This is a genomic window from Priestia megaterium, from assembly GCF_046599315.1.
In the GTDB taxonomy this organism is placed as follows: domain Bacteria; phylum Bacillota; class Bacilli; order Bacillales; family Bacillaceae_H; genus Priestia; species Priestia megaterium_F.
In genome coordinates this window covers 204,697-228,021 of the sequence record NZ_JBKIKC010000007.1, presented here as the reverse complement: position 1 = coordinate 228,021, position 23,325 = coordinate 204,697, and the positions used below count along the sequence as shown (strand labels likewise).

Annotated in this window: 25 protein-coding genes and 1 riboswitch; of the genes, 17 read left to right on the top strand and 8 right to left on the bottom strand. The window is 37.9% G+C overall.

Features of this window, described 5'->3' with window-relative positions; genetic code table 11:
* Positions 1 to 122 precede the first annotated feature (122 nt).
* Positions 123 to 1,400 (top strand): DUF445 domain-containing protein, encoded by a 1,278-nt coding sequence (locus tag ACLHDF_RS20465; protein WP_413920479.1) that lies wholly within the window; start codon positions 123 to 125, stop codon positions 1,398 to 1,400.
* 36 nt (positions 1,401 to 1,436) lie between these two features.
* Here ACLHDF_RS20465 and ACLHDF_RS20460 read toward each other — a convergent pair whose 3' ends face one another.
* The 4 genes from ACLHDF_RS20460 to ACLHDF_RS20445 all read right to left on the bottom strand — a co-directional run bounded on the left by ACLHDF_RS20460 (position 1,437) and on the right by ACLHDF_RS20445 (position 4,797).
* A complete protein-coding gene (locus ACLHDF_RS20460) occupies positions 1,437 to 1,973 on the bottom strand; it encodes a PepSY domain-containing protein (protein ID WP_413920478.1) in 537 nt (178 codons plus the stop codon).
* A 133-nt stretch (positions 1,974 to 2,106) separates the two neighbouring features.
* Positions 2,107 to 2,682, bottom strand: a complete 576-nt coding sequence (locus ACLHDF_RS20455; RefSeq protein WP_413920477.1) for a PepSY domain-containing protein — start codon at positions 2,680 to 2,682, stop codon at positions 2,107 to 2,109.
* A 72-nt stretch (positions 2,683 to 2,754) separates the two neighbouring features.
* A complete protein-coding gene (locus tag ACLHDF_RS20450) occupies positions 2,755 to 4,101 on the bottom strand; it encodes an ATP-binding protein (protein ID WP_413920476.1) in 1,347 nt (448 codons plus the stop codon).
* Positions 4,102 to 4,104: 3 nt separating this feature from the next.
* Entirely contained in the window at positions 4,105 to 4,797 is a 693-nt protein-coding gene (locus tag ACLHDF_RS20445) for a response regulator transcription factor (protein ID WP_413920475.1), read from the bottom strand.
* A 192-nt stretch (positions 4,798 to 4,989) separates the two neighbouring features.
* Between ACLHDF_RS20445 and ACLHDF_RS20440 the strand changes: the two genes are divergently transcribed.
* The 4 genes from ACLHDF_RS20440 to ACLHDF_RS20425 all read left to right on the top strand — a co-directional run bounded on the left by ACLHDF_RS20440 (position 4,990) and on the right by ACLHDF_RS20425 (position 8,762).
* Positions 4,990 to 5,583, top strand: a complete 594-nt coding sequence (locus ACLHDF_RS20440) for an undecaprenyl-diphosphatase (RefSeq protein ID WP_413920474.1) — start codon at positions 4,990 to 4,992, stop codon at positions 5,581 to 5,583.
* Between the two features lie 149 nt (positions 5,584 to 5,732).
* Positions 5,733 to 6,152, top strand: a complete 420-nt coding sequence (locus ACLHDF_RS20435; protein ID WP_013055083.1) for an organic hydroperoxide resistance protein — start codon at positions 5,733 to 5,735, stop codon at positions 6,150 to 6,152.
* A 103-nt stretch (positions 6,153 to 6,255) separates the two neighbouring features.
* A riboswitch (cobalamin riboswitch) is annotated at positions 6,256 to 6,439 on the top strand.
* Between the two features lie 132 nt (positions 6,440 to 6,571).
* Positions 6,572 to 7,369 carry a sodium:proton antiporter gene (locus ACLHDF_RS20430; RefSeq protein WP_413920473.1) on the top strand — a complete coding sequence of 266 codons (798 nt, stop codon included), beginning with the start codon at positions 6,572 to 6,574 and terminating at the stop codon, positions 7,367 to 7,369.
* Between the two features lie 229 nt (positions 7,370 to 7,598).
* Positions 7,599 to 8,762 (top strand): M20 family metallopeptidase, encoded by a 1,164-nt coding sequence (locus ACLHDF_RS20425; RefSeq protein WP_413920472.1) that lies wholly within the window; start codon positions 7,599 to 7,601, stop codon positions 8,760 to 8,762.
* Between the two features lie 67 nt (positions 8,763 to 8,829).
* On the opposite strand, the gene ACLHDF_RS20420 is transcribed toward ACLHDF_RS20425, so the two are convergent.
* Positions 8,830 to 9,252 (bottom strand): DoxX family protein, encoded by a 423-nt coding sequence (locus ACLHDF_RS20420; RefSeq protein ID WP_413920471.1) that lies wholly within the window; start codon positions 9,250 to 9,252, stop codon positions 8,830 to 8,832.
* A gap of 306 nt (positions 9,253 to 9,558) precedes the next feature.
* Here ACLHDF_RS20420 and ACLHDF_RS20415 point away from each other — a divergent pair, with 306 nt between their 5' ends.
* Complete coding sequence (locus ACLHDF_RS20415; protein WP_413920470.1) at positions 9,559 to 10,083, top strand: type 1 glutamine amidotransferase domain-containing protein; 525 nt, start codon at positions 9,559 to 9,561, stop codon at positions 10,081 to 10,083.
* 130 nt (positions 10,084 to 10,213) lie between these two features.
* On the opposite strand, the gene ACLHDF_RS20410 is transcribed toward ACLHDF_RS20415, so the two are convergent.
* Positions 10,214 to 10,369 (bottom strand): hypothetical protein, encoded by a 156-nt coding sequence (locus ACLHDF_RS20410; RefSeq protein ID WP_413920469.1) that lies wholly within the window; start codon positions 10,367 to 10,369, stop codon positions 10,214 to 10,216.
* Between the two features lie 337 nt (positions 10,370 to 10,706).
* Between ACLHDF_RS20410 and ACLHDF_RS20405 the strand changes: the two genes are divergently transcribed.
* The gene (locus ACLHDF_RS20405; protein ID WP_413920468.1) at positions 10,707 to 11,195 is read left to right on the top strand and encodes a DinB family protein; all 489 of its coding nucleotides are present in this window, start codon (positions 10,707 to 10,709) and stop codon (positions 11,193 to 11,195) included.
* 25 nt (positions 11,196 to 11,220) lie between these two features.
* Here ACLHDF_RS20405 and ACLHDF_RS20400 read toward each other — a convergent pair whose 3' ends face one another.
* Complete coding sequence (locus tag ACLHDF_RS20400; RefSeq protein WP_413920467.1) at positions 11,221 to 11,973, bottom strand: lipase family protein; 753 nt, start codon at positions 11,971 to 11,973, stop codon at positions 11,221 to 11,223.
* Positions 11,974 to 12,227: 254 nt separating this feature from the next.
* On the opposite strand from ACLHDF_RS20400, the gene ACLHDF_RS20395 reads away from it, so the two are divergent.
* Positions 12,228 to 13,394, top strand: coding sequence for a M20 family metallopeptidase (locus tag ACLHDF_RS20395; RefSeq protein ID WP_413920466.1), 1,167 nt, complete (start codon positions 12,228 to 12,230; stop codon positions 13,392 to 13,394).
* 55 nt (positions 13,395 to 13,449) lie between these two features.
* Here ACLHDF_RS20395 and ACLHDF_RS20390 read toward each other — a convergent pair whose 3' ends face one another.
* Positions 13,450 to 13,905, bottom strand: a complete 456-nt coding sequence (locus ACLHDF_RS20390; protein WP_413920465.1) for a ferritin-like domain-containing protein — start codon at positions 13,903 to 13,905, stop codon at positions 13,450 to 13,452.
* Between the two features lie 151 nt (positions 13,906 to 14,056).
* Here ACLHDF_RS20390 and corA point away from each other — a divergent pair, with 151 nt between their 5' ends.
* The 9 genes from corA (at position 14,057) to ACLHDF_RS20345 (ending at position 23,266) form a co-directional block, all read left to right on the top strand.
* Complete coding sequence (corA, locus tag ACLHDF_RS20385; RefSeq protein WP_413920464.1) at positions 14,057 to 15,022, top strand: magnesium/cobalt transporter CorA; 966 nt, start codon at positions 14,057 to 14,059, stop codon at positions 15,020 to 15,022.
* Positions 15,023 to 15,176: 154 nt separating this feature from the next.
* A complete protein-coding gene (gene dcuS, locus ACLHDF_RS20380; protein WP_413920491.1) occupies positions 15,177 to 16,763 on the top strand; it encodes a DcuS/MalK family sensor histidine kinase in 1,587 nt (528 codons plus the stop codon).
* Complete coding sequence (locus ACLHDF_RS20375; protein WP_413920463.1) at positions 16,756 to 17,481, top strand: response regulator; 726 nt, start codon at positions 16,756 to 16,758, stop codon at positions 17,479 to 17,481. Before dcuS ends, ACLHDF_RS20375 begins: the two co-directional genes overlap by 8 nt.
* Before the next feature lie 141 nt (positions 17,482 to 17,622).
* A complete protein-coding gene (locus ACLHDF_RS20370; RefSeq protein ID WP_413920462.1) occupies positions 17,623 to 18,282 on the top strand; it encodes a B12-binding domain-containing protein in 660 nt (219 codons plus the stop codon).
* A complete protein-coding gene (locus ACLHDF_RS20365; protein ID WP_413920461.1) occupies positions 18,269 to 19,021 on the top strand; it encodes an STAS domain-containing protein in 753 nt (250 codons plus the stop codon). The genes ACLHDF_RS20370 and ACLHDF_RS20365 overlap by 14 nt, the downstream gene beginning before the upstream one ends.
* Before the next feature lie 80 nt (positions 19,022 to 19,101).
* Positions 19,102 to 20,409, top strand: a complete 1,308-nt coding sequence (locus ACLHDF_RS20360) for an ATP-binding protein (protein ID WP_413920460.1) — start codon at positions 19,102 to 19,104, stop codon at positions 20,407 to 20,409.
* Positions 20,410 to 20,781: 372 nt separating this feature from the next.
* Positions 20,782 to 21,987 (top strand): DEAD/DEAH box helicase, encoded by a 1,206-nt coding sequence (locus ACLHDF_RS20355; protein WP_413920459.1) that lies wholly within the window; start codon positions 20,782 to 20,784, stop codon positions 21,985 to 21,987.
* 252 nt (positions 21,988 to 22,239) lie between these two features.
* On the top strand, positions 22,240 to 22,557 hold the full coding sequence (locus ACLHDF_RS20350) for a hypothetical protein (protein WP_013055102.1): 318 nt from the start codon (positions 22,240 to 22,242) through the stop codon (positions 22,555 to 22,557).
* Positions 22,558 to 22,666: 109 nt separating this feature from the next.
* A complete protein-coding gene (locus ACLHDF_RS20345) occupies positions 22,667 to 23,266 on the top strand; it encodes a WXG100 family type VII secretion target (RefSeq protein ID WP_413920458.1) in 600 nt (199 codons plus the stop codon).
* The last annotated feature ends 59 nt before the right edge of the window (positions 23,267 to 23,325 follow it).

Here is a 23,325-nt window from a genome sequence, read left to right as displayed (position 1 = left end):
GGCAATATACTAGAAAGACGAGGGTAGAAGCTTGTCTTTCTTTTTTTTGCGAAGATTTCTGCATCACGTTACATATTTCTAGATGAAATGTTTAGTTAAATAAATAAAGGATGAGGACTACAATGGAATCAAAAAATGTATTAACAACAAACCGAAAGAAGAAATCAAAGCATTTAGCCACGATTTCTTTAGCGATTATGGGAGTGGGCTTCGTTGCCACAATGCCTTTTGGTGATTCGATTTGGGGACGTTTGCTTCAAGGTGGGTTCGAAGCTGGATTAGTCGGCGGATTAGCGGATTGGTTTGCTGTTACGGCTCTTTTTCGTCACCCTTTGGGCATTCCTATTCCACACACTGCGCTGCTTCCTAAAAACAGACAGCGTATTACAAGAGGGTTAGTCTCAACGCTTGAAAATGACTGGCTGTCAAAAGAAAGTATTCAAGAAAAAGTAAAAAGAATTGCGTTTACGAAACGTTTGCTTCCAATTGTTCGAAAAGGTGTTCATTCGGAAACTATTCAAAGAAAAGGAACAGCACTGCTTGTTGATGCGATTAATCGTGTGGATACACCTAAAGTAGTTCCTATTATTGAAAAAGAGCTCAAATCATCGCTTTCAGCAATAGAGTTAAAACCTATTGTGCATTCGATTGTCGGAGAAGTGGTCAAAAATCAGTATGATGAAAAAGCGCTCGATGTTCTTTTGAATAAAGGGGAGAGCTGGATTAAAAAAGAAGAGACACAATATCAGCTTGGAAGCATTGCTAAAAATGCGCTGGACAATATTGAACTTGATGGTATTTTACAATTTGCTCTCAAATCATTTCAAAGCATGATTAACGAAGAGAAGCTAGGGTCTATTTTGCAAAATTTATTGCTTTCCATTACAGGACGTCTTCGTAATGAAGATGATGAATATCGTCTTGCTTTGGTAAATGGAATTAGAAAAGAGCTGCAAGGCTTGGAGCATAATGAAGAGCTTCTTGAAAAATTAGAAGCATGGAAACAGAAATCGATTAATGAATTAAATGTAACGAATAAATTAACAGAAATCGTTGATAAAATGAAAACGAAAGTGACGGCATTCATTGAAAGCCCTGAATTTATGAAAAGCTACGCTGTTCCTTACGTAGAAGGCTGGCTGAATGCTCTTGAAGCGGATGCACAGCGTCAAGAAGCAATTGATACGGCTATTCAAAAGCAAATCATGAGCTTTGTAGACGATAATCATTCGAAAATTGGACAGCTGGTTCAAGAAAACTTAGACAAATTAGATGATGAAACACTTGTGGATATGATGGAAAACAATGTCGGAAAAGATTTGCAGTGGATTCGAGTGAACGGAGCTCTATGTGGATTCTTGATCGGTATTTTGTTAACGGTTATTAAATTAGCGGTATAAGAAAAAGCATGCTCCTTTTGGAGCATGCTTTTTTTATTAATCATCTATTTCTACACTGATTACGTTGCCACTTTGGGCATCTACTGAAACAGTTGCTTCACGTTTATCGACTGTGTCAATTTCAATTTCGTATACTAAACGGTTGTTTTCTTGGTCTAGATCCGTTTCATTAACGGTTCCTTTAGCACTTTTTAAAGCTGTTTTGATTGCTTGATCTAATGGAGTAGCAGGGGAAGCGTTTTGAAGCTTTTCTTCTTTCTCATCATCATCGTCTTTTTGTTCTTCATCAAATTCAATAATTTTACCGCTGCTGCTATCAATGTCTACATCGTATTCTTTATTACCTTTTGTGATGTCTACTTCATATTGTTTAACGCCATCATCTACGGCTAATTGAATATTTGTAATATCACCGCCGTCTGTTTTTTGAAGAGCAATGTCTTTTGCCTTCGCTTCTTCAATCGTTGTTTGAGTCTTGGTACTGCTTTTAGACTGATCCGCCATGGCATATGCGCTTGCACCTAATCCACCGACTAATACTGCACTGGCTAAAACGGTTGTAATAATTTTCATATGTTATGACCTCCTCGATTTGTTGTTAAGACTATCTTAGCCAATGAACTTTAAAGGAAAAGAAGAAGAAGTTTAAAATTTTCTTAGAAATAAATAAAGATGTATAAAAAAAGCACAGCTTTCCGCTGTACTTTTAATCGTCATCATTTTCATAGGTAATGGAATCCACATGCCCAGAGTAAGCATTTATCATCACTTTAGCTTCTCTTGTTTTAGACTGATCAATTTCGACTTCGTAGAAGGTCTGACCTTCTTCCTCTTCTATTTCAACTGAGGAAAACGTTCCTTTTACTTTTTGTAAAGCAATGTCTCTTGCTTGTTCCATTGAAATGAGAGGCTCGTCAGATGTAGAAGAAACTGGTGGTTGCTCACTCTTTTTTTGCTTTTCTTCTGTATCATTTTTAGTTTGAGTAGATGGTTGTTTTTCTACTTTTTGTTTGATTAATGACTGGACTTCTCCATTTTCCCCATTTACTGTGACGTGATATGGGATATCATCCTTAAGCAAAGTGATTTGATAAATTGGTTCTTCCTCTTTTTGAGAAAAGCTTGCATTTTCAATAGTGCCGCCATATTTCTGCTGAATCATACGACCGACGTCAGATTCGGATAAAATTGTATCAGATTGATTCATTGCTTTTGCGATTCCGTAAAAACAAGCTGAACCAGCAGTAAGAAAGATAAGTATAAAAAGCACCGTTTTCTTCATACATTCACCTCCAGTATTATGAAAAATAGTATAGCAGGCAATTCTTAAAAATCTCTAAGAAAAGGTGAGAAATCAAAGAGGAAAGCAAACCGTTATTGATGTACCTTTTCCTTCTTCGCTGCTAATCTCAATACGCCCGCTATGAGCTTCTACAATCTTTCGAGCAATAGATAATCCCAGTCCTGAACCACCGGTTTCTCGATTTCTTGCTTTATCTACACGAAAAAAGCGTTCGTACACGTTTGATAAGTCTTCTTTTGGAATACCAATTCCTTGATCTGTGACCGTAATCATAAAGCTTTCACTTCTTGTTATAGTTACTTCCACCGCTTTTTCACTATATTTAATGGCATTATCTAACAGGATGTACAGCAGCTGTTTTAACCGTTTTTCATCTGCTGTTACAATTGGATGATCGGTTTTTACGTTTAAATAAATGGTTCGTTCAAAGGCTTGTTCCAGATGCTTGATTGTTTGTCTACAGACGGCCGCCGCATCTACAGGTTCCATTTGAAGCTCCCACTGGGATTCATCTTTCGCCAGCACAAGCATTTGAGAAGTAAGCTGTTTCATGCGCAAAGACTCAGAGTGAATGGCTTCAATGGCTTCTTCTAAAATATCCGGCCGCTTCATTCCCCAGCGTTTTAGCATATTGGCATAGCTTTCTACCACGGTAAGTGGTGTTTTTAATTCATGAGAAGCATCCGATACGAACTGCTCTTGCTTTTTGTAGTTTTCCTCTAATAAATCCATCATATTATTGAAGGTATTGGCCATTTGATCTAACTCATCTTTAGAAGAAGAAGAGAGAGCGATTTTTTTAAACGTGCGAGACACTTGAATTTCTTCCATGGTTTGAATAAGAGATTTGATAGGCCGCAAAATAATTTTACTTAAAAGCCGTCCGGCAAATATAGTTGGAATCAATATAACAAGAGAGGCAATAAGCAAGATAAATTTCAACGTTTGTAAAGATTGTTCCACGTCTTCAAGTTGTTCCGTGACTTCCAAAGAAACGACTTCACCGTTCGTCCAAATGACGGGAGTATGTGAAATTGCGTATAGATGGCCGTCATCTTCTTTGATTGTTGTTTGCTCATTTGGATAATAGGAATAAGATAAGTCCTGAAGCTCTTTCGTTTGATCAGTAACCGATACAACTAAAGGACTGCCGGATTTAGGTAAAATACGAATCATTCCGTTAGGAGGCAAATAGGCACGAAGCAAATTGGCTTGTTTAACCGTTGCACTTGTTTGTTTTAGCCCATTTGTTACGTTGCTTGTTTCTGCTTGCAAACGTTCAATTGCATTGTCTTCCATGGTTTTTTTGAAAATGAAGTAAATCGAACTGTTTGCAATCACTAGCAGAATAAAAAGCAGCGCAGTTGATGTAAGGATAATCTTTGTTTGTAGTTTCATAAGCTACTCCTTAAGCATATAGCCAACGCCGCGCACTGTTTGAATGTAAGGTGTTGAAAATGGAGCATCAATTTTTTTGCGCAGATAACGAATGTATACGTATACAATATTTGTGTCTCCGTAATAATCAAATCCCCATACGTTTGTAAGAAGCTGTTCAAAGCTCAGCACTTGATTGTTATTTTGAAGCATATAGACAAGCAAATCATATTCTTTTGGAGTGAGCTCAATAGCTTCATTTTCACGCGTGACTTCTCGCGTTTTTTCGTTAACAGCTAAATTGCCTAATTGCAGAGTGGCTGTTTCTTGTTCAGTAGGAGATGTTGATGCAGGGTGGCGAAGCCATACGCGAATGCGAGCAAAAAGCTCCTCAATTTGAAAAGGTTTTGTAATATAGTCGTTCGCTCCTAAATCTAGTCCACTTACCTTATCGGGAAGGGCGTCTCGAGCTGTTAATAAAATAACGGGTGTCTGATCACCATTTGCTCGAACACGACGAAGCACCTCAAGTCCGCTCAGTTCAGGAAGCATTACATCTAAAAGCAGCAAATCCCAATCGTGTTCTTGAAACTTTGCCAATCCTTCTGTCCCCGTATAGGCCATGCCCGTTTCGTAACCTTCATGTTCAAGCTCTAGCTGAATTAAACGAGCAATTTTACGTTCATCTTCTACAATTAAAATTTTGCCTTTACTCAACAAAAATTCCCCCTTGTATCTATGTATAGTTGCGTACATTATAGCACGGGGAGGTTAGAGGTGTATAAATGTTAGGGAAATCGATAATTATTTGACTAAATGTATCAATAATAGCCCGAGAAATAATGTTCATTTTCTTCAGAAACTGATAAGATAGCTAATGACATTTAAAAATGAGAAAGGATTTCGATTATGTTATCAGCTATTAATTCAGTAGATTATACCATTTTTCACGCGGTGAATCAGTACGCCTCGCATGTGAAGTTTGTGGATTCGCTGATGGTATTCTTTGCAGATTATGCCCAGTATGTACTTATCGTTTTACTCGGTTTGTTTTTACTTATTAATAAAAACGGCAGCCGTGTTGTAGCATTCCAAGCTTTATGTGCTTGTGCCACAGGAGTTATTATCAATAAAGTGATTAGTTTATTTGCTTATCGAGATCGTCCGTTTATCTCTCACCACGTGAATCAGCTTATTGATCACGCCGCGAATTCTTCATTTCCAAGCGATCATGCTACGTCTGCATTAGTTATCACTTTTACCATTTGGCTACACTTCAAACGTTCAGGGCGCATGTGGATTGTAATGGGTGCGCTTATTGCATTTTCACGCGTATGGGTCGGTGTTCACTATCCATTCGATGTGTTAACAGGAGCCATCTTAGGCTGCGTGTTGGCGTTGTTTATTCATTATGTTATTTTTAATACGAAAATGATGAGGGCTATTACAAACCTGTCTATTTTTCGAAAATCAGCTTATGACGAACAGTCTCAATATTATTAAGAAAAAGTCGCAAATACGCGGCTTTTTTTATTGAAAAATTTTTAATGCATTTAATACTTGTTTTTTAAAATTTAATTGTGTAAAATTTAATTGCAGGAACGGTGAATGAAAAACTTTCAATAAAATTAATAAAAAGGAGAGGTTTATAAATGAAAGCTTTATATGAAACTACAGTGGTCAACACAGGTGGAAGAACAGGGGAAGTTCATTCTTTAGATAACATCTTTAACTTAGATGTTGCAACACCTCCAGCGCTTGGTGGAGAAGCTACAACAGCAACAAATCCAGAGCAGCTATTTGCAGCTGGATATAGTGCTTGTTTCAACAGCGCGTTAGAATTTATGTTGAAAAAACATAACGTAGAAATCAAAAGTAGTGAAGTAAAAGCTACAGTTCAGCTGCTTCCAGATAAAGCTGATCAAGGAGTAAAAATTGGTGTAGCGCTTGAAGCGCATATCGAAGGTCTAGATTTAGAAACAGCGAAAAAATATGTAGACCTAGCTCACTCATACTGCCCGTATTCAAAAGCAATCAGCGGTAACGTAGACGTAACTGTAGAAGTAGTTTAATTGCTTTGAAAATCCTGCTAAGCATGTAAAACTTAGCAGGATTTTTTTATTTGAATTTTCACTATTCATTTATAGGCAGTGCTAGTATAATGAGGAAGAAATGAATCATTCGCACAGTTTAGGTGCTCTTACATAGTGTAAGAGATAACAGGGAATCGAGTGCAAATCTCGAGCGGTCCAGCCACTGTAAGCAGGGAGTTTTCTATCACGACGTCACTCAAAATGGGGAAGGCGGTAGAAAATGATGATCTCAAGCCAGGAGACCTACCTATTCTGTACACTTGACTCTTCTAGGAAAGAGGCGGTGTATCAAGGTACGCAGTGAGCAATTGCTGTTTATTTTCATATGCCGACACATCCTCAATTTCTATAGAATTGAGGCTTTTTAACGTTTTATTTTAAAAAAAGGAGTGTAGGAAATGGAAGGTTTATCAGTTTTTTTACTTGTCTTTTTATTAGGAATCAGGCACGGATTAGATGCCGATCACTTAGCTTTTATCGACGGCCAGACCCGATATAATTGGCGAATGGGCAGCCGTTTTGCCCCGTGGGTCGGAACACTATTTTCACTAGGTCACGGAGGAATGGTAGCCGTCACGGCCGGGGTGCTGGGCGTGGTGATGAAGAATTTTACGTTTCCATCGTATTTCGATCATTTTGCATCTTGGGTATCCATTGTCTCCCTCTTTCTAATTGGCACATTAAACACGTATCATTTGCTTCGAACCAAAAATCAAGAGGAAGAGTTTCAGCTGAGCGGCTTAAAAGGGAAGTTTATCCCAAAAATCGCAAAAGGAACAACTAATCCTTTCTTAATTATTCTTGTAGGAGCGTTGTTTGCCCTAGCTGCCGAAACGGTCAGTCAAACGGCCGTATGGTCTCTAGCTGTAGGGAATGCAGGCAAGTATACGCCGCTTTTATTAGGACTAGTGTTTATGTTTGGCATGATGCTGACTGATACAATCGATTCAATGATTGTACATAAAATGGTGAATGAATCGAGTAAGTTTGGACAATCTGCTTCCCGCTTGATGGGCTGGGTTATTGTTGTCCTTGCATATGGTGTGTCCTTCTACTTAGCGTTCACTTTCTTTAACCCATGGGCCGAAGTGAATTTTGAAATGGTAGGCGTTATTCTGTTTATTTTCTTAGTGTCTATGTTTGTTTTTGTGAGTGTGAAATCAAAAGGGAAAAATATCAAAGTGAATGTCAATTAGTAAAATAAAAGCTTTAATCTGTTGAAGATTGAAGCTTTTTTGTATGAATTTGTTGAAGTTTACGGCTATTTTCGATCGGTTATGAATAAGTTAAAGTATTATCTGTATTTTAAGGATGGAAAAATGTCTGAAAACCATTATAATTAAGGATAATTTAAAGTCGTTATGTGAAACGCAGAACATACTCACACGTAGGATAGATAAAAGTAGTGGATGCAAGCAGCAGGGGTTGTTTGGAGGAGGAATTGATTTGAGTCAGGTAATGGTAGAACAAAGCGTATTTAGTTATTTAAAAGAACATGAACAAGAGATGCTTGAAGATTTAGTTGGATTTGTGAAAAAAGAATCACCGTCCTACAGTAAAGAATTAGTGGATCAGTGTGGGATATATTTAACTCAGCTGTTTCAAAAGCGTCTAGGCGTAGGGTACGAAATCATAGAAGAAAAAGAAGTAGGAAATCACTTGAAATTTACGATTGGAGAAGGAGAAAAGCAGCTTTTAATCATCGGTCACTTTGACACGGTATGGGAAAAGGGAAGGCTAAGCTTAAGGACAGAGGGAAACAAGCTGTACGGTCCGGGAATTTTAGATATGAAAGGCGGCATTGTGCAATCTATATGGGCGATTAAAGCGATTCAAGAGCTTGGCTTAGCGCTGGATAAAAGAATTGTGTTTTTCTGCAATTCAGATGAAGAAATTGGGTCGATTTCATCTAAAAAATACATTGAAGAAGAAGCACAAAAAAGTGAAGCAGTGCTAGTAGCAGAACCTGCGGTGGCGGGGTCAGGTGCGCTAAAAACATCGCGCAAAGGAGCTGGCATTTTTACCGTAAAAGTATGGGGACGAGCAGCACACGCGGGGAATCACCACAAAGAAGGAATTAATGCTATTGAAGAGCTGGCACGCCAAGTGATTTTCCTGCAAGGTTTAACGGATTATGAAAAAGGTACAACGGTGAACGTTGGGACATTTACCGGAGGCAGCGGTACAAATGTAGTGCCGGAGTATGCAGAAGCACACGTGGATTTACGTGTTTCTACAGAAGAAGAAGCAGAACGTATGACGGATATTATTTTGAATTTAACCCCGATTTTAAAAGGGATCAAGCTAGAAGTAACGGGAGGCATGAACCGTCCTCCGATGGTGAAGTCTAAACAAACGGAAGAGCTATTTGAATGCGCTCAGTCAATTGCGGCCAAACTCGGTATGAAATTAGAAGAGGCAGCTGTTGGCGGCGGAAGCGACGGCAATTTTACAGCGGCCATTGGTGTTCCTACATTAGATGGATTAGGAGCATGCGGAAAAGGAATACATGCAGAACATGAACATATCCAAATTGATGCGTTGTCCGAGCGTTCTTCTCTATTTGCAAATTTGTTGCTGCAAATATAAAGAACCCCGCCTCAAATGGCGGGGGTTAAGCTGAAAGCCTATATTGGGAGAGTGTAAGCTTTCTCTTTTATTTACTGCTTTCTTCTTGAAGAGAAAAAGCAGTTTCTTTCTTTTTGAATACGACTTGATCAAGAGCAAGGAATTGACTTCCTGCAAGGAACAAGTGAGCAGACATTGCAATTAAGGCAATATCAAACTCAAATCCACCTACAAATCCGCTTTTAAGCTTCGCTGTAAAAATAGCCCCAAGCATAACGGCTATAAATAAAGCAGCTACAACTCTCGTTGCTAGACCAAGAATAATAAGAACCCCGCCTACAAGTTCAATCGTTGCAACAATGTATGCCATAAAACCAGGGATTCCTAAGCTACCGAAGAATCCTACTGTATTTTCAATCCCGCCTTGCCATTTTTGAAAACCGTGTACTAAAAATGTAAAACCTAATACTAAACGAATAATAAGTGAACCAATTTCGATGTTTTTATTCACTTTACTTCCTCCTTTAAGTGTATTTGAAAAACACTACATTATGTAGTGTAAAAGCCCGAAAAAAGAAATATAGCAATCAAATCAAAAAAGCCTTTCTAATTTGGATAATTTTACAACATTATGAACATCACACTACACATTGTAGTGTGATGTTTGTCCTTAGTCAAGTGAAAATATGAAATTAGACCATTTGGCATACAAAAGTTTCCTGATGGCTACTTGAAAAATCCTTTAATTATATACAAGTCAGTCTCTTATTTTCAATCTCATTCTCCAACATGCTATACTGATGGCGGAGGTGTTACAATGCGCTTAGAAAATAAAAGAGTCATCGCGCTTGTTAGTGCAGACTTTGAAGATTTAGAACTATGGTATCCAGTGATGCGTCTTCGAGAAGAAGGAGCAGAAGTACATTTAGTTGGAGAAAAAGCAAACGAAACGTACATGGGGAAATACGGTGTTCCAGCCGTATCGGACTACGCTTTTAAAGATGTAGATGCAGCTGAATATGACGCTATTTTAGTACCTGGAGGCTGGGCGCCAGATAAATTGCGCCGCTACCCTGAAGTGGTTGAAATGGTTCGCCATATGGATGAACAGCAAAAGCCGATCGGTCAAATTTGCCATGCAGGATGGGTATTAATCTCTGCAAAAATCTTAGATGGCCGAAACGTAACGAGTACGCCAGGAATCAAAGATGATATGGAAAACGCGGGAGCCATTTGGCACGATGAAGCAGTCGTAATCGACGGCCACATTATCTCAAGCCGCCGTCCGCCAGACCTTCCTCCTTATGCAAAAGCATTTGCTGATGTACTAGCAGAGCAATAAGAAAAAAGCTGAAACCAGATTGGTTTCGGCTTTTTTAAGGTACTCTTAAAAAGGAAATAGTAAAGTAAATAAAAAAATATCATTAAAAAAGCGAGCAGATGCATCTGCTCGCTTTTGTTCGTGTTTCTTATCAGTAACTTGCTTTTTGCAAGTGTAAAAACAAAATGATTACTTTCTTTATAAAATCCATGATTTTGGGTTTTGTATGTTTCGTTGTTGTTAGGGCACAATTAGCATTGATTGTGCTTGCATGGATTTCATCCATTGCCGCGGTTTGTTTTTCCACATGATCGATTAACCTAAACGACGCAAGCCCTACCTCTCTTGCATCCTTACGGCTCCGAAGCCGATCCAGTGTGAATAAGTTTTGTTCAAAGACATGTGTCGAATGCCAGTATTTTTACCTTGCATTGTACGATACATCCTTTCAAGTTACTTTCACTAGGTCTAGCTCTTAAAGAAAAGCCAGAAATATAAATATAACACCCCGGTTAATTTATGTCAAATAGAAAATATAAATTATTTCACGTGAAACAATTGCTGCTAAAACATGGTTAAGTAAAGAGATATCCTTTTTATATAGAAGATTTTTTTGATACGATAAGTTAGAGGGGGGATTAAAAATGAACAAGAATGAACAGTTTCGAAATGATGTATTGAGCAGTGTAGAATCATTATCATATGAACAATTAAATCAGCAGCCAGCATCCAATACATGGAGTGTTATGCAAGTATTAGAACATTTATATTTGATAGAGAGCATGATTGTTTCACGTATAAAAGATCAGTTAGAAAACGGTGTAGATCAGCCGACTGAAGAAAAACCGTTTCATTTAGCGGTAGACCGTTCGCGAAAAGTAGATGCACCAGCTCAAGTCACACCGTCTAATGAAAAGCAAACGTTAGAAGAAATGAAAAGTAAGCTGGCAGACTCAAGAGCGGCTTTAGTAGAGTTAGCAGAAACAGCAAGTGAAGATAAGCTAAAACAAAAGTCGTTTCCACATCCTCTGTTTGGTTTAATGGATTTAAAGCAATGGATTGATTTTATTGGCTATCACGAAAAGCGCCATCAAGAACAAATAGAAGAAATCAAAACAGCAATTGGTGCATAAAAAAACAGGCATTTTGTCTGTTTTTTTATTTTTGGACCAAAATAGGATAGTCTGCCATCATCCAAATACCAACACTGTATGTTTGGGGATTATGGTTCCCTACGGTAGAACCTGTTTGAATCGTAAACGAGAGTTGGAGAGGGTCTTGATCGTAATAAATTATTTGCTTGGTGGAAGGGGAATAAAGCCGCTTCGGAGGGATTTTAGGAACCGTATCCGTCGTGTTAACAAAACATCGGCTATTTGAAACAAGATTTGTGTATGTTTGAACGAATTGGGGATCACCTACTCGAGGAGCTCCATAGTTGTACATTGTAACCCCTGGAAAAGATGCGTTTGTGGCGACGTCTAAGGCATGAAGAATAGCAAGTGCGCCACCTAAGCTATGCCCTGTTATATAAAGAGGCTTGGGGGGAAGGGGTTGATACGTTTCAAAAATGACATCACGGCATGATTCGTAAACCGCTAAAAAACCTTCATGGACGAGACCGGCTTGTTGATTGTATGGGTAAGGGCGCTGCCTAATGCGAGCATCAGCAATCCAGTCTGCCTCAGATTGAGTTCCTCGAAAGGCAATCACAATGGATTCATCGGATTCTAAAATAAAACCAAACCACTCTTGCACCCCTACGGCAGAAGCTTTAAACGATTTAACAAGCCGATAGCCTTCAGGTACATCAAATGTGCCTCCCTGGGCGTATTGCTTATAAGCTAAGACGCACGCATAAAGAAGGTTTAAAGCTAAAGGACGATCAAATAAAGGCTCTATTCTCATCATTGTTTTTCACACCTTCTAATAGAAAATAACTCCTATAGCCTATGTGTTCCTGAGAAAAAAGTGCAGGTATTTCTCTATATATAATTGTGGAATGGGCATAGCTTATCGTTAAATGAGTTTGAAGGTTTTCTAAATGTTTTTGTATATTTTGACCAAAAATAAGAAGGTAGGAAAACAAGTCTTAAAAACTAGCTTTTAAAAAATGAATGAATATACTATAATTTGTTTAAATATTTAAAAGAGGAGTACGACTAATGAAACAATTAATAAATGAAACAATTAATAAATTACAGGGTACATTTTACGATGTAAGCAAATATATTGGACAAAACCCTGAACTTGGCCACGAAGAATTTAAAGCGTGCAAAGCATTAACAGATGTTTTAAAAGAACAAGGGTTCACAGTTGAAATCGGTACATGTGACTTGCCGACGGCTTTTACCGCTGTTTATGACAGTCAAAAGCCAGGTCCATCGATTGGATTTATGGCTGAATACGATGCTCTGCCTGATCTTGGACATGCATGCGGACATAACTTAATTGGAACCATGTCAATCGCGGCTGGTATTGGTCTTAGTAAAGCAGTCGCAGAAACAGGCGGTAAAATATATGTATATGGCACACCTGCAGAGGAAACACGAGGCGGCAAAGTAACGATGGCTGAACAAGGAATTTTTAATCATTTAGACGTAGCTATGATGGTACATCCTTATTACTGTCACCAAAAAAGCGGGCGTTCTCTTGCGATGGATGCCATTCAGTTTGAGTTTTTCGGAAAATCTGCGCACGCAGCAGCTGCCCCTCATGAAGGAATTAATGCGTTAGACGGCGTACTACAAACGTTCAACAGCATTAATGCGCTTCGCCAGCATGTGAAGCCAGATGTCCGCATTCATGGAGTGATTACAGAGGGAGGCAAGGCGGCCAACGTTGTGCCTGATTATGCAGTAGCTCAATTTTATGTCCGCGCTTCAACTCGTGCATATGTAGATGAAGTCACAGATAAGGTGAAGGCATGTGCAAATGGCGCTGCTCTAGCAACAGGAACAAAATTAAAAATCTCAAACTATGAATTTTCTTATGATGATATGCAGACGAATCAAACATTATCCGATGTCTATACAAAAAACCTAATCTCATTAGGAGTGGATGAACAGAGCATTAAAGAAGATCAAGGCGATCATGGATCTTTAGATATGGGGAATGTAAGCCAGGTTGTTCCAGCTATTCACCCGTATATTCAAATCTGTGATGATTATTTTGTTTGCCATACGCATGAATTTAGAGAGGCAGCTTTAAGTGAGCAAGGAAGAGAAGCAATGATACTCGGAGCAAAAACGATGGCATTAACAGGGTATGACGTACTGACAAATCAAACGCTGCTTCAAAAAATCAAAGAAGAATTTAGTGCTATAAAGTAAGGAGTAATGATAAAACTATACCAAATAATACGCTTGCAGCCGCAAGCGTATTATTTTAGTAAGAGGTATGAGACTGAATGGTCTGAAAAATTTGACCATGGCGCTGTTCATCGTTCGCAGCTCGAAGAATACGGCTTTGAATCCGAGCATTTGTTATTCTTCCAGCGATTGATTGATAAAATGGAACGGTTTCTACTTCATCTTTGATGGATTCAGAGACGCCTTCTCGAAATGTATTAGGCGGTTTTATATTTAATGAAATTTGTGGATAGCTGCCTGATAAATCATAATAGGCTTTAGAAAACCAGTCAAAGTGTTTAATTTCATCCTGCCGAATACCTAATATAGCTTGTCGGAATTGATTATTAAGAGCAAGCTCTGCTAGGCGTGTATAGTAGTGAACAGCAGAAAACTCATCGTTTACAGCTTTATTTATATCTCTTAAAAGCTGTTCGTCTAGTCTTGTATCATCTTCCCAGTATGCTTCGTGCTGGGAGTAAAATTCATACATATGGAGATACCTCCTCACCGTTTTGTTATCTTGTCATCACCACCATCGTATGTATAGACAAGAAAAGGCGTACATTAAAAGAAAAAAGTTTAACAAAATGGTAAAAAGGGTATGTACAAAGAATAGTATCAAAAACGACAGAGGTTATCTTATGATTAAAATTGTAGCTAAAACTAAAGAAGGAGCTATTAAAGAAATAGAAATGAATGAGATTCGTTCAAGCCATGACTTTCAGTGGTATTGGGTTGATTTTTACAACCCTACCGATGAAGAAAAAAAACAGCTTGAACAATTCAATTTTCATCCTTTAGCAGTTGAAGACTGTTTAAATCAAGGGCAAAGGGCTAAATTTGAGCTGTATGATGAGCATTACTTTTTAGTCTATTATGCGCTTCATAAAGAAGAGCTTGAGCACTTAGAAGTATCTGCTTTTGTAGGTGATAACTTTTTAGTCACGTATCACCTGAATAAATTAACGAGCGTAGCTAGGGTGTGGGAGCTTATCAAAAAAGACCCTGAGGCTACTGAGGACGGAACATGGGATATTATGTATGAACTTTTAGATCATACCGTTGATGAATATTTCCCTGTGCTTTATAAGTTTGAAGATCACATAGATGACATTGAAGATAATGCGAAAGACGAGCCAATGGATGAATTAATGAGGCAGCTCTACGATATCCGAAGTGATTTGTCACGAATGCGCCGCATTTTGAACCCCATGAGAGATTTAATGTATCGTATTATGTCAACCAATGCGTTAAAAGCAAAAGAGCAGGTGCGCTACTTTAATGATATTTATGACCATCTATTAAACATGATTGAAATTATGCAGGCAAGCAGGGATCTGTCAAATGATATTCGAGAAAGCTTTATGTCCATTAACTCGGATCGTATGAATTCAATCATGTTTACACTAACACTTATGTCAGCTATTTTCTTACCATTGACGTTCATCGCTGGCCTCTATGACATGAACTTTTCATACATGCCGGAGCTGACAGGGAAGTATAATTATTTTATTGTACTGGGCATTATGATTGGACTTGTAGGCGTGATGGTATTTGCCTTTTATAAAATGGGATGGTTCAAATATCGAAAAGGCCCTAAACTATAAAGTAGATTGTTAACCTTCCTGTATAAATGTTAATCAACTCAGTAAAACTGAAATTAAATAAGTGAAGATCTTATCTGGCTCTAGATAAGATCTTTTTCTTGTGCTATAAACAAGAAAAGCGGGGAAGTGAGGGAAGAATGTGAAACATGGAAAAATGGGGTTGCGAACCATTACGGTGCTGCTTGTATGCGTGGTGGTGATTCTATCCTTATTATTAACAGATTTATTAGTCAGCAATTCAATTGGGAAAAATATTCGAAATCAACAGGCTGAAAAAGCGCGGACTATAGCTACAATTATTTCAGAATCAACGAACGTGAAAGAGGGACTGGAAACGAAAACACCTCAGTCAATTCAAGACTTTACTAAACGAATTCGTGAAAAATCAAGCGTCTTATTTATCGTTGTTATGGATATGAACGGAATTCGTCAATCTCACCCAGATCCTAAAAAGATAGGAAAAAGGTTTGCTGGAGGAGATGAGCAAAAATCATTGCACGGGGAATCTTATGTATCTGTATCAAAAGGAACACTTGATAAATCTTTGCGCGCTTTTGCACCTATTTATAATGAGAAAAATCAGCAGATTGGTGCAGTAGCTGTTGGGATTTCCTTGAATAATGTAAATGAAGCAATTAGAGACGGACATCGTCGTATTGTTTTAGGTTCATTAATTGGTTTGCTTGTAGGAGTCCTTGGTGCGATTTTATTAGCGAATTACATAAAGAAAATTTTATTTGGATTAGAACCTTCCGAAATTGCTAAAATTCTAGAAGAGAGAAGCACAATGCTGCAGTCGGTTCGTGAAGGAGTAATAGCTGTTGATAAAGAAGGTAATATTACACTTGCTAATCGCTCTGCACGTCGATTATTTGTCAAAGCAGGATTAGCACCAGAGCCAGTCGGTTTGTCTATTCGAGAATATATGCCTTCCTCCAGATTGGACGACATTTTGTCTACGGGGGAATCTCATTATGATGAAGAGCAAGTCATAAATGGAGTAGCTATTGTTGTTAATAGGGTTCCATTAGTGGTAAATGGAGAGATTGTAGGGGCACTTTCTACGTTTAGGGATAAAACAGAAGTTAATATCTTAGCAGAACAACTAACAGGTGTTAAAATGTATGTGGAAGCGCTTCGAGCACAATCACATGAATTTATGAATAAACTCCATGTGATTTTGGGAATGGTGCAGATGAATTATTATGATGAGCTAAAAACGTATATCCATCAGCTTGTCAATCACCGTGTCGATGAATCTAGTTCAGTGACTAAGTCTATTAAAAATCACGCGTTAGCAGGGTTTCTGATGGGCAAAATGAGTTATGCTAGAGAAGAAAGCGTAGAATTGACGTTTTCCGCTGACGAAGTTATTCCAGAACCTTCAGATCCACACGTTACTCATCATCTCATTACCATTATTGGAAATTTAATTGATAATGCAATTGATTCAGTTTGTCATCAAGCCTCTAAAAAAGTGTCCGTTATGCTTGTGTATAAAAACAATAAACTTACGATTCAAGTTGCGGATACAGGCTGCGGCATTCCTTCCGATACAATGAATCAAATTTTCAAGAAAGGCTTTTCTACAAAAGGAACGAGCAGAGGATTTGGGCTGCATTTAGTGAAACAAACGATTGATGAACTAGGTGGCCAAATCGTTATTGACTCATTTATAAATAGTGGTACCACATTCTATATTGATATTCCGTATGAAACAAGGAGAGATCAAGTTGATTAAAGTATTAATTGTTGAAGATGACCCAATGGTTGCTCAGTTTAATCAAAAGTACATCGAAGAAATAGAGGGGTTTACAGTGGTCGCTGTTGCTCATTCGGGTCATGAAGCCTTGGGGAAGGTAAATGAATATCAAGTTGATTTAGTGCTGCTTGATATCTTTATGCCTGGGCAAAATGGTTTGAGAGTTTTACAAGAGATTCGAACAAAACAAGAGGAAATAGACGTTATTTTTATCACCGCTGCTTCGGATGCCCAAACAATTCAGCAAGCTTTGCGCTACGGAGCGATTGATTATTTGATTAAGCCTTTTACATTTGAACGCTTTTATCAAGCACTTTCGGCTTACAAACAAACATTTCGTACGTTAAAACAGCAACCTCAGCTCAATCAACAGGAATTAGACGGGCTGCTGTCTAATAAAAAAATAAAAGAAGTTCCGGTAGAGCCGTTGCCTAAGGGGTTAACGACAGGAACATTAGAAGTCATTATAGAAGCTATTGATTATCTTAAAAATTATCCTTTTTCGACCGATGATGTAGCTGAAAAAACGGGAATTTCAAGAGTGTCTATTCGAAAATATTTAAAATTTCTAACAGATATAGGTCTTCTTGGAGAAAGAATGACGTATGGTACGATTGGACGCCCTGTTTACGCGTACTTATACAATGAACAAAACCGTCATTTGCTGCATCATTACCTCGTTGACTTCGAAAAATAAAGAATTGACCCATCAGAGAAGTACTCCGCTATTTTATCGGTGTGAGAATATTTTACTGTAGAGTGCCAGTGCTTTAAGTGGTATGGTTGATAATAACATAGTAAAAAAAACAAGTTGTTTGACTGAAAAAGAGGTGGTTTCTTGATTGAAAGCATAGAACGCTTAACTGAACTATTGTTATCAGGGAATCAAGATGAAGCTTGGAATATTGTGTGGAAAAAAAGACAGCAGGATTTCGATACATTTTATATTTTTCAGCAATTCATTTCAGTATCAATGGCTCAAATCGGTATGATGTGGGAAGAAGATGAAATTTCAGTGGCTGGTGAACATTTAGCTACTACTACCTGTGACTATGTTTTGTCACGCTATCAATTGTATATAAGACAAGAAGTTGTTAAAAATGAAAAAAAGGGTCTGTTTTTGTGTATAGAAAATGAACAGCACTTTTTAGGTGTGAAAATGATTTCTATTCTATTTGAAGAGCACGGATGGCAGACGCAACTTTTAGGAGCAGATTCTCCACTTTTACATGCAACGCATGCTGTTGAACAATGGAAACCTGATTTAGTAGGAATTTCGTTCAGTTTGACTCATCATATAGAAAAAGCAAACGAATATATAGAAGGATTACAAAAGACAAAACATCAGCCGCTTATTTTAGTTGGAGGCCGAGTTGTTTCAAACTATAAGTTTCCTCTTATGCAAACAAATCAAGTTCGATTTATTGCACAGCTAGAGGAGTTGAAAGAGCTTTTTCATTATCAATCAATTAGGGGGATTAAGGTTGTCGACTATTAAATATGCTCCGCTTCCTGTTTTTATTATGGATGAGGAAATGAATATTCTAGCGCAATCTGATGAAGCAGCTGCTTTATTTGGAGAGGTTCAACATTTTTTAGAAATTGTTGACGAAGATAGTCAAAAGAAAGCTAAAAAGCGTTTAGGGCAGAAGGAAAAGATAAAAACAGAATTAGTCATGCATTCGCGCGAAGCTAAGATGTCTCTTTATACAGTGAATTGCAAATGGGAGCAAGATAAGGCGCATGTAATATGTGTAGAGCAAGATTCTCAAATTAGAATTCTTTCAGAAAAAATCGAACAGCATACAGCGCGTTTATCTGAAACGGACTTAGAACTGCTGCTGCAAAAAGAACGATTAGAAAAGGCAATGAACCGAGTTATAGAGCTTTCGGGACCGTTTATTCATTTATCCAATAACATAGTACTTATACCGCTGTTTGGAGATTTATTTGAGGAAGTTATCATGAAAAATGAACATCGATTGCTCAAACAGATAGATGAAGAAACGGTTGATCGAGTTATCATTGATTTTAACGGAATCGGTCAAATTGACGAACAAGGTGTTGCAGCGTTAGAACATTTAATATGGGAATTTCAACTAATGGGCGTACAAATTTATCTAACAGGCGTAACACCGGATCATAGTCAATGGCTTCATCAGTATCATTTTCAAGCAAATGTAAAATCTATTAGCAACTTAGGGCAGGCCATTCATCAATTTTTTACAACGGCATGAAATGGCTATAAAAAGTGAACACTTCACGTAATGGCAATAAGATTGGGGATCAATACTGATAAATAGGTGATTAAAATTTGGTGAAACACGCGCGCAAAGCAGCTTTGAGAATTTCAATTATATATATCATTATTGGCGCTGTATGGATCTTGATATCTGATAATATATCTAGAACATTAGCGCAAGGTCGTTTTGAAGTATATATTTTTTTTCAGCAATACAAAGGTTGGTTTTTTATTTTAGCTACGGGGGTTATTTTGTATGGATTGGTATATAGAAGAGCTTATAAGCTTGTGGAGTCCCAGCAAGAGCTCATAGTGAAAGAACATGAACTTCAAACAAGCAATCAGCACTACCAATCTTTATTCAAACATAATCCTGATGGAGTCTTTGAAATAAGTAAAAAAGGTGAAGTCCTTCTTGCTAACCCAGAAGGTGAAGCCATCGTTGGATACTCAAGTAAAGAATTGCAAAAAATGAAACCTTCAGCTCTTATCGCAGCTGAAGAGTTTGACATGTGCAAAGAGCATTTCAAAGAAGTGCTGAATGGAAAAGGTGCTAAGTTTGAAATGAATGTTATTAATAGAAAGCGAGAAAGACGGCTGCTTAGGTGTTCTTTGCTTCCCATCGTCGTTCATAAGCAGGTGGCAGGTGTATTTATGATTGCACGAGATATCACTACATACCGTCAAGATGAAGAGCTTATGATAACGTCGGAAAAAATGTCGGTTATTGGACAAATGGCAGGTGCCGTAGCACATGAAATTAGGAACCCGCTTACTTCTTTAAAAGGCTTTGTACAGGTTATGCAAGCCTCTAAGGAAACAAATGACACATATTTAGATATTATGATGTCTGAAATCGACCGCATCAACTTGATCTCCAGTGAAATGCTCATTCTTGGAAAAAAACAGCATGTATCTTTTGAAAAGACCAATTTATGTGAGATTTTGAAGCAAGTTATTACGCTAATGGAAGCGCAGGCCAATTTAAATAATGTTTCTATTTCATTAAAAGAAACATCCAAAAGGCCTATTTATGTTTCGGCTGATGCAAATCAGTTGAAACAAGTTTTCATTAATGTTATTAAAAACGGTGTAGAAGCTATTATTGATAAAGGTCATATTACAATAACAGTTGAAGAAAACGATACACGAGCATTGATTCACTTTGAAGACAATGGGGTCGGAATGAGTCAAGAGAGAATTGATCAAGTAGGTACGCCGTTTTATTCTACGAAAGAAGCTGGCACTGGCTTAGGGCTGGCCGTATGTTACAAAATTATGGAGCGTCATCAAGGTACTATACGTTTTAAAAGCGGCAAAGGAAAAGGGACAACGGTTACTATTGATATGCCGATTATAGAACGAAACGGCCGCCTCTCCTAGTTCAGAGAGGCGGCTGTTTTCTTGAAACAAAGGAAGTAAGTGGCTGAGCCTTTTGCTTGTGGCTCCATAGAGGACATAAAACCCCCTTCTTATACAAGTTTTCGTCCATAATAAAGAGGATCATATTGTTTTCTATAGAAGCAATAGTGTATCATAGTTGAAGCTATATATATTGACGTAGGAAAGTTAAGGGAAGAACCGATTTTTCTACTGACGGATTGACAGAGTCCTTGGGACAAGAAAGGTTTAGTTGTAAATAAACGGGAAGTGCGGTCAGTATAGGTTTAACGCACATGGTCACTGATAAATTCGTTTAATGGAAATGAAAAAAACGTTTATAATATCGAGAAAAGCATGGAAAAGGAGATAGATATGAGTCAGTTTATAGAGACTTTACAGCCTTTTTTACAAGAGGCGTGGAAAAAAGCAGGGTTCAATGAACCTACTGCCATTCAAACAAAAGCTATTCCAGAGATTATAGCTAATAAAGATGTAATAGGAGAATCTCCAACGGGAACAGGGAAGACACTGGCATACTTATTGCCTGTCTTACATCGCATTCAGCCGGGACCATCTCATATTCAAGCGGTTATTTTAGCCTCTTCCCATGAATTGGTCATGCAGATTCATGGCGAAATTCAAACTTGGTCACAGGGAAGCGGTATTTCAAGCGCAGCATTTATTGGCGGAGCGAATACGAAACGTCAACTAGAAAAACTAAAAAAACGTCCTAATATCATAGTTGGTACACCGGGACGTGTGAACGAATTAATTAAAATGAAGAAACTGAAAATGCACGAAGTCAAAACAATTGTGATTGATGAAGCGGATCAATTATTTGTGCCTGAACACGTTCAAACGGTGCAACAGATTGTAAAGATGGCTTTAAGTGATCGTCAAATCTTAGTCTTCTCAGCTACTGTGTCAGAACGTACCAAATCGCTAGCGAAAGATATGATGAACCATCCTCTTGAAATAGAGGTAGGAAGAGATGAACTTCCAGCTTCTAAGGTAGAGCATGTATACATTAAAAGTGAAGCTAGGGACAAAGTGGACGTGCTTAGAAAACTAGTTCGTCAAGGACCAATGAAAGCTTTAGCCTTTTTTAAAGGCATTGATACTCTCATCGAGTTTGAAGAAAAATTAACATTTAAGCATGTAGAAGCCGGCTCTTTACACAGTGAAACGAAAAAAGAAGATCGTGCTACGACGATTAAGGGGTTTCGCAAAGGAGATTTCCCTATCTTATTAGCAACGGATGTCGCAGCTAGAGGATTAGACATCAAGGGACTGACGCATGTAATTCACATCGATGTTCCTCAAGATGCAGATCAATACGTGCATCGCTCAGGTAGAACAGGCAGATCAGGAGCAGAAGGTACAGTCATTTCTCTTGTGACTGAACGAGAAGAACGAAATTTAAAACAAATCGCACGTGAACTTCAACTTTCATTAGCGAAAAAAGAGCTATATATGGGTGAAATCGTCGATGAAGGAACAAAAGAGCAGTCCCGTACAGCTAAAAAACCTTCAAAAAAGCCAATTAACAAGAAAAAGAAACAAAAAGGTCGGATGTAAACTAGGTATTCTTCCTTTTTACAACAGCAGTGTCACAACATAAAAAGCAACGTCTACTGCTTTATTACAGCAGACTGGCGTTGTTTATTTTCTCTATTTTTTCTGTATAAATAAGTAAAAAAAGATAAATGTAGATATTTTTTCCTAGGTATGAAAATAGTTTGAATGATGGATTTTGTTTTTTGTAACCTTATTTTAACATTACTTTAAGAGACTTCTAATAAAAGAGGAAGAAGGACGTGGGGACATTTTATGGATGCAATTGATGATCTCTTTGACGACATAGAGCGAAGAAGAAAAAGTAAAGAATATAGTCGAGATGCAGATCAATTAGAATCATATTTACATGAAGTTCAACGTATCATGGAATTTCTTGAAGAGGGTATATATCTGTTTCAAAATTCGCACCAACAATATGCGTCAGATTGGTCAGGGCGTTCCAAGAGCTCATATGAGGATATTTATAATGATATTACACAATCTACTTTTCATCTTTACGATGTAAGGGATGAATTGTTTCAAACGTTACGCTTAGAAATTTCAAGATTAAGAGAGTTAGCATCGGCGTAATAAATAACATTATCGGCTCACTCCTTTAGAAAGTGAGTCTTTCCGTATAGGCTTAAAAAATGTTTGGATAATAATTGAAGGCTTACAAGGGATAGGGGGACGGACATATATGGAGATAAAAGTAAATCCAGAGGTGTTGCAGACATTTGCAGAGCGAATTCAGCAGTCTCATTCACAGACAGCTGATGCACTTCAAAAACTAAGCTGGGAAGCTACAAATCTACATTTCTTGTCTGTTGCAGATATTGATAAAGTGCTGGACTTGCAGGAAGAGTTACAGCATATGATTCGTAAACTTGATTCGCTAACAGAAAATGCACATTTATTAGTAAAAGACACTGCGGAACAAATGAGAAAAGCAGATGGAGAGCTAGAAGGCTCTTCAGGCTGGACGGAGTTTTGGTCGAGCGTATGGAGCGATGGGGGCACCCATTCAAAAGATACGTGGAATGATATAAAGAACCTAAAAGAATGGAATACGTATGACAATATGCATAGAACGATTGAAAAACCTCTAGGTACTCTTAATGTTATGTGGAATTCGCTTTCTATGTCTTGGGAAGAAAAAGTAGTGAATGGTTCTACATGCAGCCGCACGGAATTTTTTACTTATGGCGTTATTCAAATGGGATTAGGTATTTTAAGTCAGGAGATGAATTCTTCAAACATTATGTTTAGTGACACCACAGAGGAAGTGAAGAGAGAATGAATGAAGCATATGATGGCGCAGAAAGTGAAATGGTACAGTTCCTTACAGGGTTGTCTCGT